A 15,675-nucleotide genomic window follows, 5' to 3' on the forward strand; every position below is an offset into this window, starting at 1 on the left:
TGTTTATGTCACTTAATAGAGTGTAAGTATTTTTATTAAAAAATCTTAATATTATTTTCAGTATTCGTATATTTGGGGCGATAAAGCAAATATGAATCTATATTTTATGTACAAAACCTTTACAAGGCAACACGATAATGGATAACGCGACCCATCAAAAAATTTCCATTTCTTTATCCCGTGTTTTGGAACTTTTCGCCGTTCTTTTTGGGGTGTTTTTATTGGGACGCAGTTACGAGATTGTGCTTGGCATCTGGAATTTTGGAGACGCATTCGTAGATCATTCCTATCTTTGGGCTTCCTTATTCAGGGATTTACAGTTTAGTGTCATTCTACTTCCTGTGTTACTGCTTTTTATATTAGGATTAAAAAGGATCCAAAAGTCCGATGTTGCTAATAAAGTGCTGGCTCATCTTATTGCTTTTATAGGGATAGTGAACATTTTTTTGATATCATATTTTGGGGCAACAAAGATGCCGTTGGGAGCAGAATTCTGGGCCTACTCATTGAACGAAATGACAAATACGGTAATTGCAGCCGAGCAGGTGACGGTAGTAGGGGTTGGTTTTATAATAATTGCCTATGTGTTGATGTATGTTTTAATTAGGAAAATACAATCGGTGCATATCTTTAAGAAGGGGCAAACGAAAATTGTTTATGGCATCCTGGCTGGAATTGCAGTTTCTTTTGGGTTCTCATTTTTTGCAACGGGTGTTAATGCTACACCGGCCCAGCAGGAAAAGTATGCAAATAAGCTATCATATTTTATTGCCCAGAGTGTGGGGTCAGTCGATTGGGAAGCGAATGAATCATTAGATTTTGATCCCAAAGAATATCCATTACTAAGGCCAGCTAACTATGAGAAAGATGTACTAGGACCTTTTTTCGAAGAGTTTGAACGTCCGCCCAATATTGTTTTTCTGTTAGTAGAAAGTTTGGGCGGTGAGTTTATTGGTCCATCAGGACAATGGACAGGCTTTGCCCCTTATCTTGATTCCCTTTCTCAGCAGAGTTTATACTGGGGAAATGGTCTGAGTCTTTCGGGACGTACTTTCGGGTTGATGCCGTCACTAATGGGATCGCTTCCTTTTGGCCGCCACGGATTTATGGAGCTTGGCCCCAACTATCCAAATCACCAATCGCTTATTAGTATACTTGATAACCGAGGCTACCATACGGCCTTTTACAGTGGTTATGATACCTATTTCGACGGGCTCGATTTCTTTCTCGATTATCAAGGGACCGACGATGTGTTAAATAAGCAGCGCTTGGAAAAATTACTTCCCGAGGCAAAAAACCACTCGAACTACTGGGGTATTGATGACAAAACCATGCTGGAGTTCTCTGCGGAATTATTGGATACTGCTAATACATTTCCACGGCTGGAGATCTATCATACCCTGCAAAGTCATTCTCCATTTACGGTTCCCAATGCTGAAAAATATAAAAAACAGTTCACGAATCGTCTTAACAGATTGGGGCTTTCCGAAAAGAAAAAGGAATCATATCGGCAGTATCAAAATGAGTTTACTACACTGTTATTTGCAGATCAGGCTGTCAGAGATTTTATGAAGTCATATCAGAAGCAGCCGCAATTTGAGAACACGATTTTTGTGATTACCGGTGACCATTGGCTTATTCCTGTGCCGCAAACAACGGCTATTTCGCGATATCATGTGCCTATCATTATTTATTCTCCGAAATTGAAAAAGCCGGTTCGCTTTAAGTCCGTTAATACCCATGCCGAAATAACGCCATCGCTTGTGGCAATGCTGGATCAAAAAACCGATTTGGATATGCCCGAACAAGTGCACTGGATCAGTGGGCTGATGGATACGACGAAGGCTTTTCAGAGTACGCAGTCGGTACCATTAATGCGTAATAAAAATCGTATTTCGGATTATCTGGATGGGAGATATTATCTGTTTGGTGATGAGCTTTATACGGTGAACGAAAATCTTTTGCTTAGTCGCAGTAACAATTCACAGAAGAAGGAAGAATTGCGTAAAAAGCTGAATAAATTTAAGTCGTTAAATAGTTTTGTGGTAGAAAACAACCGGTTGTATCCTTCAAATAACAAGAACGCAAGCCCATCCGAGGAGTACGCTTTTTTATCTGAATATGATACGCTGTTTGCAAAGCTGGATTCTTTGTCATTAACGATTGATGAGCAGTTTCTGCGGGCGCGACAACGGGCTTTCGACGGGGATTATGAAGTGGCTCGGGCTATTGCAAAGCGGATTTTGTTGCGAGCTCCCGAATATCATGATGTGCGAATTTTAATCGGTCGGACGAATGCCTGGCAGGGTAACTATGATAGAGCTGAAAAATATTTTAAAGATGTTCTGGAAATGGATTCAACCTATTTCGACACGTATAATGCTTATGCAGATAATGAGATTTGGCAGGGTGATTACGAAACGGCTTTGCAGGTAATTGAACGGGGACTCAAACATCATCCACAACGAAAATCATTTTTAGAGCGAAAGATTAAAATTCTTTCTCAATTAGATAGACGAAGTCAAGCACAGAAAACATATCAAAAGCTTCGGGATCTGGATCCTGATTATGAGCAGTTACGGGATTTAAAAGAATATATCGGCGAATAATCTTTTACTTTGCAATGACGGCTAACAATTAAATCAATATTATGAAGAAGGTAGTAACCATTTGCATTGGACTTTTATTAATGGGGAGTATTTCGGCCCTGGCGCAAGGAATGGAAGATCTTTCTGTTGATAAGCTATACGAAAAGGCGCGTGCTGTTGCTTTTGATGATGGTGATTATGAAACGGCGCGGAGGTATGCTTATGAGGCGTTGGATCGAAGCCCAAATTATCACGGCATCCGAATTTTTGTAGCGCGTTTGTACAGCTGGGAAGGTAACTATGAAAAGGCGGAAGAGGAACTGGACTATGTACTGGAAAAAGATCCCCAAAACCGCAGGGCATTGATGGCTTTGTTGGATACTCAAAAATGGTCTGGAGACATGGATGCAGCTTTAAAAACAGCGAATCAGGGGTTGGAGTACTACCCCGGTGATACTGAATTTATGCTGGCGAAAGCGTCTGTTTTATACGGAATGGAAAACTATGAGGGTGCAGAACAGACTTATAAAGCTATTCTTGCAGAAGATTCCGGCAATCGCAAGGCGCGTGAAGGATTGGAAGATAGTCAGTTAAAGCAAATGAAGTATCGTGCAAAGATATCTTATCGTTATGATCGATTTCGTGAAAGATTTATTCCCTGGCATTTTACGCAATTTGGATTAACGCGACAGACCCCCATCGGTTCTATAACCGGTCGGGTTGAATATGCGCGAAGGTTTGGGTCAGATGGGGTGCAGTTTAACATAGATGCGTACCCGTCAATAGCAAAAGGATTCTATGCCTATGTAAGCGGTGGGTATTCGCAGTCTTCCATTTATCCGGATTACAGGTTTGGGTTTTCGCTTTACAAGTCGTTGCCTTTGGCTTTTGAGCTGGAAGCGGGGATGCGGTATCTGGATTTTGGAACGTCCCAAACCGATATCTATACCATTTCGCTCACAAAATATCGGGGCAGTTATCTTTTTACGGCGCGCACGTATTTGGTGCCCTCATCAGGAGGCACATCTAAATCCTTGAATATTGTGATACGCCGGTATTTTGGGACAGCTGAAACATATATAAGTTTAAATGGAGGGTATGGTACAGCTCCAACAGAAATTGAATTTTCTGATGATATTGCAGCACTGGATTCATGGTCGATAAGTATTGACGGTCAGTATGCCTTATCTGACATTTGGTTTATAGGCGGTAACGTAGGGTTTGACTCCTCTGAATATCCTAATTTTACCAGAGAGCGCTTTAGTGCAAAGGTGAATATCTCGTATCGATTTTAAAAGCTTATTCACCTTTAATTTCAACGGCAGCAACCTTTGAATCTGCTCTTCTTTTCCACCGAGCCAATATAATTCCCGCTATCACCAATGCTGAGCCGGTATATTGGAGAAAGGTTAGCTGTTCATTTAGTAGAACGATCCCAAAGAAAAGCCCCATCACGGGCACAAGGTTTTGATAGGTTGCCGTGTGGACAGCTCCAACAGTCTGGAGACCATAATTCCAGATGAGATATGCTACTCCTATGGATAACAGTCCGCTGTAAACAACTCCGCCATATGCTGCTGTCGAAATGTGGGTCCACTCAAGTTGTATGATATTCGGTAATCCAATCAAAGAAAGAACAATTGCACCGATGCTGGCCATAATCGCTGAAAACTGAATGGGCGTATAACGTGTCAAAAATGATTTGGAGAGGATGGTGTAGCCACCCCAAACAATGGCAGCGCCGATGATTATGATATCTCCCAGAAAAGTATCAGAGCTAAATGAAAAAGAATCATTACCACCGGAAATAATGAAAATAATACCAGCAAAAGCGGCGATAACACCAAGTGTTTTAAATATATTCATCTGCTCGAGGTTAAATATATGACTGATAAGGGCGACCCAAATAGGAATAGTGCCCAGCATAACTGCTGCATTTGCTGCATAGGTATAGTCGATGCCAATAATAAAAAGTCCCTGATAAATGAGGTTGCCAAGCAAACCCATTCCGATGAGTGGCAGCCAGTCTTTTTTGGGGATGGTAAAGAGTTGATTTCGATATAGCAGCACAGCCCAAATGATAGCAGCCGCAAATAAAAACCGGAGCCCATTAAAACTAAGCGGATCAATTTCAGCCAGGGAGTATTTGACGATTGAAAAATTTAACGCCCAAATAAAGGCTACTAAAAACAGAGAAAATTCTACAACAGACTTTTTAGAAAAACTCAATGATATAAATGTAGTTAGGTAAGAAAATTTAACCGTAAAGATAGGGGATAATTGGGAAAGTATTATGCAGTGTTACAATTATTTATCGAGTGTTGGGGATTTTTTAATTGAAAATGTTGTACTTAAAAAAGATTACCCTTACCTTTAGTCACTTTCTGACTGATAGTCATTTTATTTAATTATATGAGTAAAGAAGAACGAAAGGCGCGAGAAAAAGAGCGTCGTAGAAATCAGATTATTGATGCAGCTGAGCGGGTCATTTTTTCCAAAAGCCTGGAGCAGTCTACCATGGTTGAGATTGCAGAAGAGGCTGGACTCAGTAAAGGGACATTATATCTGTACTTCAAAAATAAAACGGAATTATACATTGCTATTACCCAGCGTGGCTCTGACTTGCTGAATAGCAAGTTCGCCAAAGTGTTTTCCGGCACGCACGATTACACGGGTCTTGAGCTTATAAAAATAATGGGGGAAACCTATCTGAACTTTGTAAGGGAAAATCCGAACTATTTTACGGCTTTCATGTATTATGAGTCGATAAGTGATGTTGAGGCGCTTGAGAACAGCAAGTATGCAAATCAATGTGACCAAAACAGAAGAGAGGCGTTGAATTTCATGATACGAGCGCTACAGATCGGAATGCAGGATGGTTCTGTTGATGATCGGTATGAGCCTAAAGAGTTGGCTATAATTATTTTTGCAAGTACACGCGGGCTTACGGCTATGACTCATGCCAGTGGAAGAGGGCATTATTTTGAGCTTTTAGATGAAATGGAAGTAAGCATAACTAAGCTTTTTGAAAACTTTTTAAATCTGTTGGTCGAAGGCATGGCATCAAAAAAGGAATTAAAAGATTCAGGAAATGGTTAGCAATGACTATCGTTCATTTTTCTGTAACATCTTAAAAATTACTGCGTAATTAGACGCCTTATTGCGCACAGATTTTAACCGTAAATCATTACACTTTGAACTATAATATTTATGCGCCCAACCAAAATTATTAAACTCGGATTATTTTTTCTGCTGTCGTTATCACTGACTGGTACTGGGGTTGGTCAGCAGCAGGATACTCCGCAATCAGCATTTAAGCAGATAGATAAACAGCCGGGAGCTATTTCACTTGATCAGGCCATAGAGATAGCTCTTGCAAATAATACTGAAATAAAACGGTCTTTGCTGTCGGTCCGTGATGCCGATCAGCAAGTGCGAAAAGCTTGGAGTAATGTTTTGCCAGAAATTACTTCTTCTGCCAATTATACCCGCAATCTGGAGGTACCGGTTAATTTTATTCCCGAAGTTGTTTTTAATCCTAATGGGGATCCTGATAATTTAGTGCCTGTGGCTTTTGGTACTGATAATAACTGGCAAGGTGGTTTTACTATTTCGCAAACGCTTTTCAATGGACAGGCTTTTGTGGGAGTAAGTACTTCCAGTTTGTACAAAAAGGCTCAGTCTGAAGGTTTGCGTGCTACGGCACAGGGAATTGTTACCCAAACTCGCATGGCTTATTACCAGTTGTTAATAGCTAAAGAACAGGTGCGATTGCAAGAGAGTCGGTTGGAGCGAGTGCGTGAAAATCTTTCAGATACCCGAAAAAGCTATGAACAAGGGTTGGTTGATGAATATGCTGTTATGCAGCTCGAGGTTCAGCTTGAAAACATAAAGCCGGAACTGACTAGCGCCGAGTTCTCTCAAAAAGAAGCAGTGCGTAATTTGCTGGATGCTATGGGATTACCTGTTAGTTTGAGCTTAGAAGTGAAGGGCGATCTTAGCAATTTCGACATTCAGGCTCCAAATACATCCAAGAAAGAAAACAAAGCACTCAAGAAGGTTGATCGGATGACGGAACTATCTTTGGAGTCGGATTCTACGCTCATGCAGCGAGCCTTCGAAATGCGTGGGGATTTACGTGTGCTTGATGTACAGCAACAATTACAGGAGAAGCAAATAAAGGCTGAAAAGAGTAAATACCTGCCCAGTGTTGTAGCCAATTATAACTTGCAGTGGTCAGCAGCACAGGCTGGACAGCCGGTATTTTTTGGTAATGAACAGCAGCGTGCTCGGTCCCAAACCTTTATGATCGGTGTTCAGCTTCCCATCTTTCAAGGATTTCAGCGTGATGCGGCAATCCAACAAGCCCAAATCCAAAGGAAAGATTTACAACTTCAGGAGTATCAGACAAAGCGGGAGGCTGAAAGTGAAATCACATCCGCCGAAGAAAGCATAAGAGAAGCATTTAAAGTGGAAGCTGCCCGAAAGCGTGCCCTGGATTTAGCGCAGGAAGGATATGATCGCGCGCTAAAAAGATATCAGGCGGGGCTGGGATCGCAGCAAGAAGTTACTGATGCTGAGTTACAGTTAAGGGAGGCAGAGGTAGGCTATGCACAAATGGTATTTAATTATTTAGCTGCTAAAGCCCGGTACGATCAGGCGGTAGGCAAAGTGCCTTTTGTCGAAGAGGATGTTGAATCCATTAAAGAAAAGATTGAACTCGAATAAATGAATACCCGAACAATGAAAAAACTATTTGTACTTGCATTTAGCACGCTGATTTTTGTATCAGCTTGTGGTAATGGACCGGCAACAGAAAATCAGGAAGAAAATGATGCTGTTGCCGTAACTATTGAAGAGATTCAACCTTCTACCTTCAAGCATTATTTGAATATACAGGGGACGGTAGAATCAGATAAAACTATTTCGATTACTCCAAAGGTTACCGCAACGGTAGAAGAAATAAATGTACAGGCCGGTGATCAGGTTGAAAAGGGAACGGTACTTGCCCGATTGGATGGAGAGGTTACCCGCACTCAGATTGAGGAAGTAAAAACACGGCTTAAATTAGCAGAAACGCGGTACGAGCGACAAAAAAATCTGCGCGAAGATAATATTGGATCTGAGATTCAGCTGCTCGAAGTAGAAACACAGGTTCGGTCACTGGAAAATCAGTTGGCTACGCTGCAAGAACAGTTTGAATACTACACCATCCGTGCGACCATCGGCGGCACGGTAAACCGGGTGATGCTGAAAGAGGGCGAAACGGCAGTCCCGAGCAGTCCCGCTTTCCAGATTGCCAATGCGGAGGCGTTGAAGGTAACCGCCGAAATTTCGGAAGCCTATATTACGCGCATTGACCGGACTGATAGCGTGCGCGTTCGATTTCCCAGTCTGAACCGTGAGATTACCAAGACGATTGATGTGGTCAGCAAGGTGATCGATCCCTCCAACAGGACGTTTTCTATTGAAATTTATATCTCCAATCTCGACGAGACCGTGCGACCCAACATGCTGGCCAAGCTCCGGGTGAACGATGTGACGCGAGCCAATGAAGTTGTGGTGCCGCTTAATGCCGTTCAGCAACCCGAGGGTGATGCGTTTGTGTACTTGGCTAAGCAGGGAGATCCGAGCTGGATAGCCAGTAGGCAATCGATTGAGTTGGGGCTGAGCTATAACGATCAGATTCTTATTGAAGAGGGGCTGCGGCCGGGTGATCGGTTGGTAACGGTAGGATACAACGCGCTGAGCGACCAAACGCCCATTGCCATTCAGGAAAACTAATTTTCAAAGTCGACTTGTATAATGAGCTTCAAAGAATTTAAAATTTCGAGTCTTTCAATAGATAATCGGACGACCGTCTACCTTATGACGGTACTGGTTACGCTAATAGGGATCTTTTCGTACCTGACATTGCCTAAAGAGCAGTTTCCCGAGGTGCAGATTCCGACCTTTAATATCGTGACAATCTATGCCGGTGCGTCGCCGGCAGATGTGGAGAACCTGATTACGCGTCCCATTGAGCAGGAGCTAAAAGGCATTGACGGCGTGGATGAGATCAGCAGCGTATCGAAGCAGGCTACCTCGGTGATTACCATTGAATTTGAGACCAGCAAAGATAAGTTGGTGGCCCAGCAGGAGGTCAATGATGCGGTGGAAAAGGCGCGTACCGAGCTCCCGCAGCAGCTCACCCAGGAGCCGTCGGTGGATGATATCAATCCCTCCGACCAGCCGATACTGAATGTCAACCTTTCGGGTAATTTCGATATTGTTGATCTCAAACAGTATGCCAAGGATATTCAGGATAAGGTGGAGAGCCTGCCGGGGATCAACGAAGTCCAGATTGTGGGCGGACTCGAACGCGAAATACAGATCAATACCGATATGGCTAAAATGCAGGCCACGGGCATTACTTTTCCGCAGATCCGCCAGGCCGTCGCGCAGAAAAATGTGACCATTTCTGGCGGTGGTCTCGATCTGGGACGCATGGAACATGCCGTACGCGTAGATGGTAAAGTAGACAGTGCCCAAGATCTGCAGAATCTAATCCTGCAAAATGCACGCGGCAGCGATGTGTACCTCAAGGATATTGCGGAAATTAAAGGCGGCTTTGCGGATCGCGAAAGTTATGCACGGCTCGGCGGCGAAACGGTTATCACCCTGAACGTGAAGAAGCAGGGGGGCGCCAACCTCATTGAAGCAACGGATCGCACGCGCTCGACCATCCAAGATATGCAGCAGAACACACTGCCCGAGGGACTCAATATCACGTATACCGGTGATCGCTCCGATGATACCCGCAAGAGCGTATCCAACCTATTTAATACGGTGATTATGGGCTTCCTGTTTGTAGTGCTGGTGCTGATGTTTATCATGGGCGTTGAAAATGCTATTTACGTGGGGCTGGCTATTCCGCTATCCTCGCTGATCGCCTTTGCGGTAATGCCGTCGATGGGCTTCAGTATCAATATAGTTGTGTTGTTTGCGCTTATATTGGGGCTCGGCATCGTGGTGGATAACGCCATTGTGATTGTTGAGAATATCTATAGGTATATCAATGAGGGGAACTATGGCAAGGTAGAGGCGGCCAAGCGGGCGGCCGGAGAAATTGCTCTGCCCGTAATTACCGGTACGCTCACGACCATTGCCCCCTTCGTGCCGCTGCTGTTCTGGGGCGGTATTATCGGTAAATTTATGGTATACCTGCCAATTACGATGATCTTAACCCTGGTGGCCTCGCTGGTGGTGGCGCTGGTAATGAATCCGGTGTTTGCCGCTTCGTTTATGGAAAAAGAAGACGCCAACGGCGACAAGGACAATCATAACGGAGATAATACCGGGCTTTGGATAGGCGGTGGTATTTTTGCGGCCCTGGCCGGTATCTTTTACGTGGTTGGTAACTGGTTTGTCGCCAATCTGTTGCTCTTCTTGTTTGGCCTCTATCTGCTGGAGCGATTTTTACTTAAGCCGCTGATCGCCAAGTTTAACGAGTCGGTATTGCCTCGCATCCAGGAAAATTATCAAGCGGCCATTGCCTGGATTCTGGAAGGAAACCGTCCTTGGTACACCTTGGGCGCTGCCGTTGCCGGGCTGGTCATGAGTGTGGTACTGTTGGGGATTGTTTCGCCCCAAGTGGTGTTCTTTTCGGAGAGTCAGCCCAACTTCGTTTATATCTACAACCAGATGCCAGTGGGTACCGACTTGGAAACGACCAACGAGGTAACCAAGAAGATCGAAGACCGTGTTTATGAGGTCATCGGCAAGGATAATCCCGTGGTAAAATCAGTCATTTCCAACGTGGCTGTTGGGGCGGCCGCACCTTCTGACATGGATAAAACGCAGAGTCCCAACAAAAGCAAGGTGAGTATCTCTTTTATGGATTACCAATATCGCAAGGGCGTTTCGACACAAAAGATACTTAATGATATTCGTAATAACCTGCAGGGAATACCCGGGACAGAAATCGTGGTAGAGCAGGAGCAGTCGGGTCCGCCCACGGGTAAACCCGTGAATATCGAGATCGCCGGCGAAGATTTTGACAAGCTTGTGAGTTTGTCGAATCGACTACAGGAGTATATTGCTTCGCAGGATATTGAGGGCATTGAAGAGCTGAAATCCGATTTGCAGGTCAACAATCCCGAGGTGGTGGTAGATATCGATGAGGTGAAAGCGAACAGCTATAATATCAACAATGCGCAGCTGGGCAATCAGATACGTATTGCGCTGTTGGGCGTCCCAGTTTCCACCTTTAGGGAAGGAGAAGATGAGTACGATATCATGCTACGGGCGCAGAAAGAGGATCGCTCTAACATCACCCAGCTAATGAACATGCAGGTGCCTACCTCCGGCGGCATGATTCCGGTCTCGGCGGTAGCAGATGCCAAGCACACGACCAGTTATGGCGCGATAAATCGGATCGACTTGCAGCGGGTAGTTACGCTCTCGTCGAATGTGTTGGAAGGATACAATGCCAATGCAATTAATGGCGAAATCCGTGCGGCGCTGCAGGATTTTGAGGTGCCCGAGGGCTATTCCGTTGCTATCACTGGGCAGCAGGAGGATCAGGCTGAAACCATGAACTTCCTGAGTGTTGCGCTGATGGCTGCTGTAGGACTTATTTTTCTGACGCTGGTTGCGCAGTTTAACTCCATCGGCAAGCCGCTGATTATTATGTCGCAGGTGGTATTTAGCCTGATTGGCGTCTTTATCGGATTCGCCACCTTTGGGATGGATATCTCGGTGGTATTAACGGGTATGGGCATTATTGCGGTGGCCGGTATTGTGGTTAAGAATGGTATTATTTTGGTCGACTACACCGATATACTACGTAATGAGGGCAAGAATCTGCGCGAAGCAGTAATCGAGGGCGGCCGGGTTCGATTGAATCCAGTGATCCTGACGGCCGCCTCAACCATACTGGGGCTGTTGCCGCTGGCGATAGGTTTAAACATCGATTTTTACGGGCTGTTTGCCAGTCTGGATCCCAATATATATTTCGGAGGCGACAGCGCAGCCTTCTGGGGCGCCCTGGCGTGGACTATTATCTTTGGCCTCGGTTTCGCCACCTTTCTGACTCTGTTTCTGGTTCCCTCAATGTACTATATAGGAGTTCAGACCAAGCGAAAAGTCAAAGCGTTTTTACCTAAGTAAAAAATATCAGTATTTAATATCCCTGACTGGCCCGGAAGTAATTCCGGGCTTTTTTATTGCATTTAATTTGACACACTTTGGGGATGACCTACTCTGTAAAAAATTGTATCTTTGCCAATCGCAGTATATAGCAATTAAATTTAAGGATACTCGTGATTCAACGGATTCAAACTGTGTTTCTATTTTTAGCTTTTCTATTAAACGGAAGCGTGTTTTTTAACGCTCTCTATAGCCATGCCATGCAAGATCCGCAACAGTGGTTGGGGATAAGTTTTGCAATCATTTTGACGATTGCGTCGCTGGGATCGCTTGGTTCCATATTTTTATATAAAAATCGCCAAAATCACCGTAAGTGGGTAAGTGTGTTACTTGTGATTCAAATAATTACCCTCGGTTTTGCGACAGGCATTTATATTTCGCTGGGCGGATTTGGAACTTTTTTATGGGATGAAACTATTGGAGTGGGATTATTAGTATTGGCATTAGGCGCACAGCTATATGCTAGAAAAAAAATCAAAGACGATATAGAGCTCGTAAAATCGATGGATCGCATCCGGTAGAGGGCGAAATTGTAATTAAGATCCCGGACCTATGGCTGAGGAATATCCAAAAGTAAAAGTACTGGCAGCCCTGCTGGTCGGGCTAACTGCTTTTGGATTTGCGCCTATTTTGGTTCGATACGCTTCTGATACCTCTCCACTGGTGTTAGTGGTGTATCGCACTGTTTTTGCCGCTCTCATGTTACTCCCGTTTTGGCTTTGGATGAGAGATTCAACCGCACGATCCGGCAAAGGAAAAGAACGCCTGTGGATTGCCCTGTCGGGAGTTTGTTTAGGGCTGCATTTTACCTTCTGGATCTCATCATTGTACTATACTTCTGTTGCTTCGGCATCGGTATTGGTGACCATCCACCCCATTATCATGATCTTGGTTGAACGCCTTTGGTTTAAGCGCAGTTTTGCAAAAACAACGTGGATTGGGGTAGTGTTGGCATTTTCGGGATCGGTATTGCTGGGAATATCAGACAGCCAGATAGAACAGGATTTTACAGATCCCCTGTTTGGCAATTTTCTGGCATTGACGGCTGCCATTATTTTTGTGGTTTATCTTCTTATCGGCCAAAAAATCCGTAAAAAACGCGAATGGATTGATTATGTCTTTCCGGTGTATTTTTACGCTGCTGCGGCCTGTGTTCTGGTAGCAATAGTAATGGGTAAAAACCTGCTCGATATTTCCACCATTGGTATTTGGGCAGGAGCGGGCTTGGCTTTTGGCCCCCAAATACTGGGACACGGCTCTATGAATTATGCCGTTAAATACGTATCGCCCACCTTATTGTCGACATTAATTTTAGTAGAGCCTCTTTTGGCATCAGTATTGGCTTTCTTCCTGTTTGCAGAGTTGCCTCCTATTACTTCAATGTTAGCGATGTTTATAATACTAATTGGAGTGGGAATGAGTTGGAGACGAGAAGCCAAGGTAGAATAATTGAAATCAGAATTGGACTTTTACGCCGGCCAGTAATTTACGTCCGGGTCCCGGCAGTCCCAGCTGTAGAACTCGTAGATCATTCGTGATATTATTCACGCGGAAAAACAGTTCGCCTCCGATAGAACTACTTTTTTTCTGAAAGAGATCATATGAGATCCGCCCGTCAAAAATGAGTGCATCCGGTAAGAGAACAAAATTATTTTGCTCGTTGCGGTTATAAATGCCGCCTGTATATTCGGTTTGTGACAATAGGCTGAGGCGATTTGTCAGGTCATAGGTAATATTCAGTTTGCCCACCCAAGTAGGTTTTTCATCCAGCTTGCGAGGGTCCCCCTGAAAAACGCCTCGGGTATGCATATAGGTAAAGCTGCCATCGATTGATAATTGCTCAACCGGAGTTGTTGTGAGTTTTGTCTCTACTCCCCATATTCGAGTGCCGTCGAGATTGATTCGCTGTTCTTTGCCCGCATTAGGACCCTGTTGGATAGTTCTTTTGTCGATGGTGCCATATGTGCGGGTGAGGAAGGTGGTGAGTGAGCTACTGACGGTGGTACCAACCCGTTCTATGCCAATTTCACCCAGATAAGCTGTTACGGGTTTAAGGTTTGGGTTAGGCACAAATTTACCTAATGCACCGCCATACAGTTCGCGCATGGTTGGGAATCGTGGTTTTCGACCGAATGATGATCGCAACCGTAATTGCTCAGAAATATTATATGTTAATCCTGCTGAAAGGCTTAGTGTAGATGTTAGATAGTTTTCGAATCCCTGATTTTCCCACGGACCGGTATTGGTGATGGCGCTTCCTTCATAACTGAGACTCAGCATACCTGTTAAATCCTGACTTAACGGGAAGGTGTATTCAGCACCAATGCTGTAGATTTGTTGTCCATAAGTATCGTTAGAGTCGGCTTGTGCGCTGTTATTTAGATAAGGTACAATAGTTTGTTCATGCTGAGTCGTCAGGGCATTTAACGCTATATTGAGCTGTCCACCGCCAATATCTCGTTCAAGGATAAAACGCAGTCCGCCGGTAAGATCAAGGTCAGCTTGTGTTTGGTCCAGATTTTCATAATCAACACTTTGATATTGATAGATATCCTGTGTGTATCGATTAAACCACGCTGATCCGCGAACGCGTGTATCCGAATCTAACGGAACCATGCCGTTCAGAATAACCATAGATTGGCGAATAGTGGGATATCGCCAATAGCGAACGCTTGTTTGTGAAGGATCGAGGTTGCTTTCGGGGGCAACGCCCTGTTCCGCATCCACATGAAAAAGGGAGGCACTCAGGCGTGCACCGCTTTCGAATTGCTGCGTGCCTTCAAAAAATAGATTGGCATTCCGTCGATCGGTATTAACTCTGGTATCATTTGATGGCTGGCTGAATGGTGTGGTGGCTCCATTGGGCAGCTTGTAATCATATTGTTTGGTGTAACCGACCTCAGTGGTGTACGAAAAATTATTGTTTGTGCCCATATGAACTACTGATGCTCCGCCCAATCCCGGCGATGAACCTGAAACGTTGAGTTCGGTTAGATTATCCTGATCTGATAACGAGCGAGTTCGAAAATTTACAGCTCCTCCAATAGTATTAGTACCATACACGACCGAGGGTACGCCTTTAGAAACGGTTACACCTCCGAGCATTGAAGAAGGCAGAAAACCGATATCAACCCGATTGTCCCAGGGTACGTTAATGAGAGCTCCATTAAAAAACTGTGCAGTCTGCCGATCAGCAGAGTTTCGGAGATAGAGTATGGTTTGTCCCCGCGAGTTGGTGGCAACATGTGCAGCCGGTAGCAGGCGCGCTACATCAGCAACGGTGCCAAGATCTATATTTTTTATCTCGTCAGCTTCTATTTGTTGAATAGTCGTAGTCTTGGGGAAATTTTGTTCAGTATGGCTCACTACTATTTCACTTAGCTCGTATTTGATGGGCTGGAGTTTAATATCCAGAACCTGTGTTTCAGTAGCTTTCAGGGTAACCTGTTTTGTCTTTGACTGATATCCTACAGCTGTAATTTTTAATTGATAACTACCGCCGGCTAACTTACGAATAGTATACCTTCCTTCATTGTTGGTAGCTGCACCACTTGAAAATTCTGTTTCCTGGTTTGATAAATAAATGTTTGCTCCTTGAATAGCTTCCCCGGTTTTATCATCGGTGAGTTGACCTTTAATAGTAGCTGTTTGTGCCTGTAGAGAGCTAAAAGCAGTAAAGATAAAGCAACAAGAGAGGAGAAGAGATAGAAATTTCTTCATAAGTTAATTGACAGCTGAGGTGCGCGTATTATTGAAATAATTACGGCAGAAAATATTTAAAAAAAAGGTATTTTAACAAGGAATTTGCTGAAGTGGGTTGTTGCAACGTCCATTTAACAGATAGTACACAATGCGTGCATTTTGTATTCATGATACTATAGGATTCACAAGTTGCATC

The 15,675-nt window shown here is 44.1% G+C and carries 10 protein-coding genes; 8 read left to right on the forward strand and 2 right to left on the reverse strand.

What is annotated here, in order from left to right:
- The first annotated feature begins 137 nt into the window (after positions 1-137).
- Positions 138-2,609 (forward strand): sulfatase-like hydrolase/transferase, encoded by a 2,472-nt coding sequence (locus U5J89_RS05655; protein ID WP_322574636.1) that lies wholly within the window; start codon positions 138-140, stop codon positions 2,607-2,609.
- A 41-nt stretch (positions 2,610-2,650) separates the two neighbouring features.
- The gene (locus U5J89_RS05660; protein ID WP_322574637.1) at positions 2,651-3,883 is read left to right on the forward strand and encodes a YaiO family outer membrane beta-barrel protein; all 1,233 of its coding nucleotides are present in this window, start codon (positions 2,651-2,653) and stop codon (positions 3,881-3,883) included.
- 4 nt (positions 3,884-3,887) lie between these two features.
- Here the strand turns inward: U5J89_RS05660 and U5J89_RS05665 are convergent, their stop codons facing one another.
- Positions 3,888-4,817 (reverse strand): DMT family transporter, encoded by a 930-nt coding sequence (locus U5J89_RS05665; RefSeq protein WP_322574638.1) that lies wholly within the window; start codon positions 4,815-4,817, stop codon positions 3,888-3,890.
- Positions 4,818-5,000: 183 nt separating this feature from the next.
- Here U5J89_RS05665 and U5J89_RS05670 point away from each other — a divergent pair, with 183 nt between their 5' ends.
- The 6 genes from U5J89_RS05670 to U5J89_RS05695 all read left to right on the forward strand — a co-directional run bounded on the left by U5J89_RS05670 (position 5,001) and on the right by U5J89_RS05695 (position 13,226).
- Positions 5,001-5,687 (forward strand): TetR/AcrR family transcriptional regulator, encoded by a 687-nt coding sequence (locus U5J89_RS05670; RefSeq protein ID WP_322574639.1) that lies wholly within the window; start codon positions 5,001-5,003, stop codon positions 5,685-5,687.
- Between the two features lie 111 nt (positions 5,688-5,798).
- Positions 5,799-7,316, forward strand: a complete 1,518-nt coding sequence (locus U5J89_RS05675) for a TolC family protein (RefSeq protein WP_322574640.1) — start codon at positions 5,799-5,801, stop codon at positions 7,314-7,316.
- A gap of 15 nt (positions 7,317-7,331) precedes the next feature.
- On the forward strand, positions 7,332-8,372 hold the full coding sequence (locus U5J89_RS05680; protein WP_322574641.1) for an efflux RND transporter periplasmic adaptor subunit: 1,041 nt from the start codon (positions 7,332-7,334) through the stop codon (positions 8,370-8,372).
- Between the two features lie 21 nt (positions 8,373-8,393).
- The gene (locus U5J89_RS05685; RefSeq protein WP_322574642.1) at positions 8,394-11,738 is read left to right on the forward strand and encodes an efflux RND transporter permease subunit; all 3,345 of its coding nucleotides are present in this window, start codon (positions 8,394-8,396) and stop codon (positions 11,736-11,738) included.
- 152 nt (positions 11,739-11,890) lie between these two features.
- On the forward strand, positions 11,891-12,298 hold the full coding sequence (locus tag U5J89_RS05690; protein ID WP_322574643.1) for a DUF4293 family protein: 408 nt from the start codon (positions 11,891-11,893) through the stop codon (positions 12,296-12,298).
- A gap of 31 nt (positions 12,299-12,329) precedes the next feature.
- Complete coding sequence (locus U5J89_RS05695) at positions 12,330-13,226, forward strand: DMT family transporter (RefSeq protein ID WP_322574644.1); 897 nt, start codon at positions 12,330-12,332, stop codon at positions 13,224-13,226.
- Between the two features lie 6 nt (positions 13,227-13,232).
- Here U5J89_RS05695 and U5J89_RS05700 read toward each other — a convergent pair whose 3' ends face one another.
- Positions 13,233-15,497 (reverse strand): TonB-dependent receptor, encoded by a 2,265-nt coding sequence (locus tag U5J89_RS05700; RefSeq protein WP_322574645.1) that lies wholly within the window; start codon positions 15,495-15,497, stop codon positions 13,233-13,235.
- Between the last annotated feature and the right edge of the window lie 178 nt (positions 15,498-15,675).

Source organism: Fodinibius sp. (genome assembly GCF_034521915.1).
Taxonomy (GTDB): domain Bacteria; phylum Bacteroidota; class Rhodothermia; order Balneolales; family Balneolaceae; genus Fodinibius.

What these genes read in the sequence shown, in the direction of transcription:
- U5J89_RS05655 (WP_322574636.1), top strand. Translation starts at nt 138, where the DNA reads ATGGATAACGCGACCCATCAAAAAATTTCCATTTCTTTATCCCGTGTT.
- U5J89_RS05660 (WP_322574637.1), top strand. Translation starts at nt 2,651, where the DNA reads ATGAAGAAGGTAGTAACCATTTGCATTGGACTTTTATTAATGGGGAGT.
- U5J89_RS05670 (WP_322574639.1), top strand. Translation starts at nt 5,001, where the DNA reads ATGAGTAAAGAAGAACGAAAGGCGCGAGAAAAAGAGCGTCGTAGAAAT.
- U5J89_RS05675 (WP_322574640.1), top strand. Translation starts at nt 5,799, where the DNA reads ATGCGCCCAACCAAAATTATTAAACTCGGATTATTTTTTCTGCTGTCG.
- U5J89_RS05680 (WP_322574641.1), top strand. Translation starts at nt 7,332, where the DNA reads ATGAAAAAACTATTTGTACTTGCATTTAGCACGCTGATTTTTGTATCA.
- U5J89_RS05685 (WP_322574642.1), top strand. Translation starts at nt 8,394, where the DNA reads ATGAGCTTCAAAGAATTTAAAATTTCGAGTCTTTCAATAGATAATCGG.
- U5J89_RS05695 (WP_322574644.1), top strand. Translation starts at nt 12,330, where the DNA reads ATGGCTGAGGAATATCCAAAAGTAAAAGTACTGGCAGCCCTGCTGGTC.
- U5J89_RS05700 (WP_322574645.1), bottom strand. Translation starts at nt 15,497, where the DNA reads ATGAAGAAATTTCTATCTCTTCTCCTCTCTTGTTGCTTTATCTTTACT.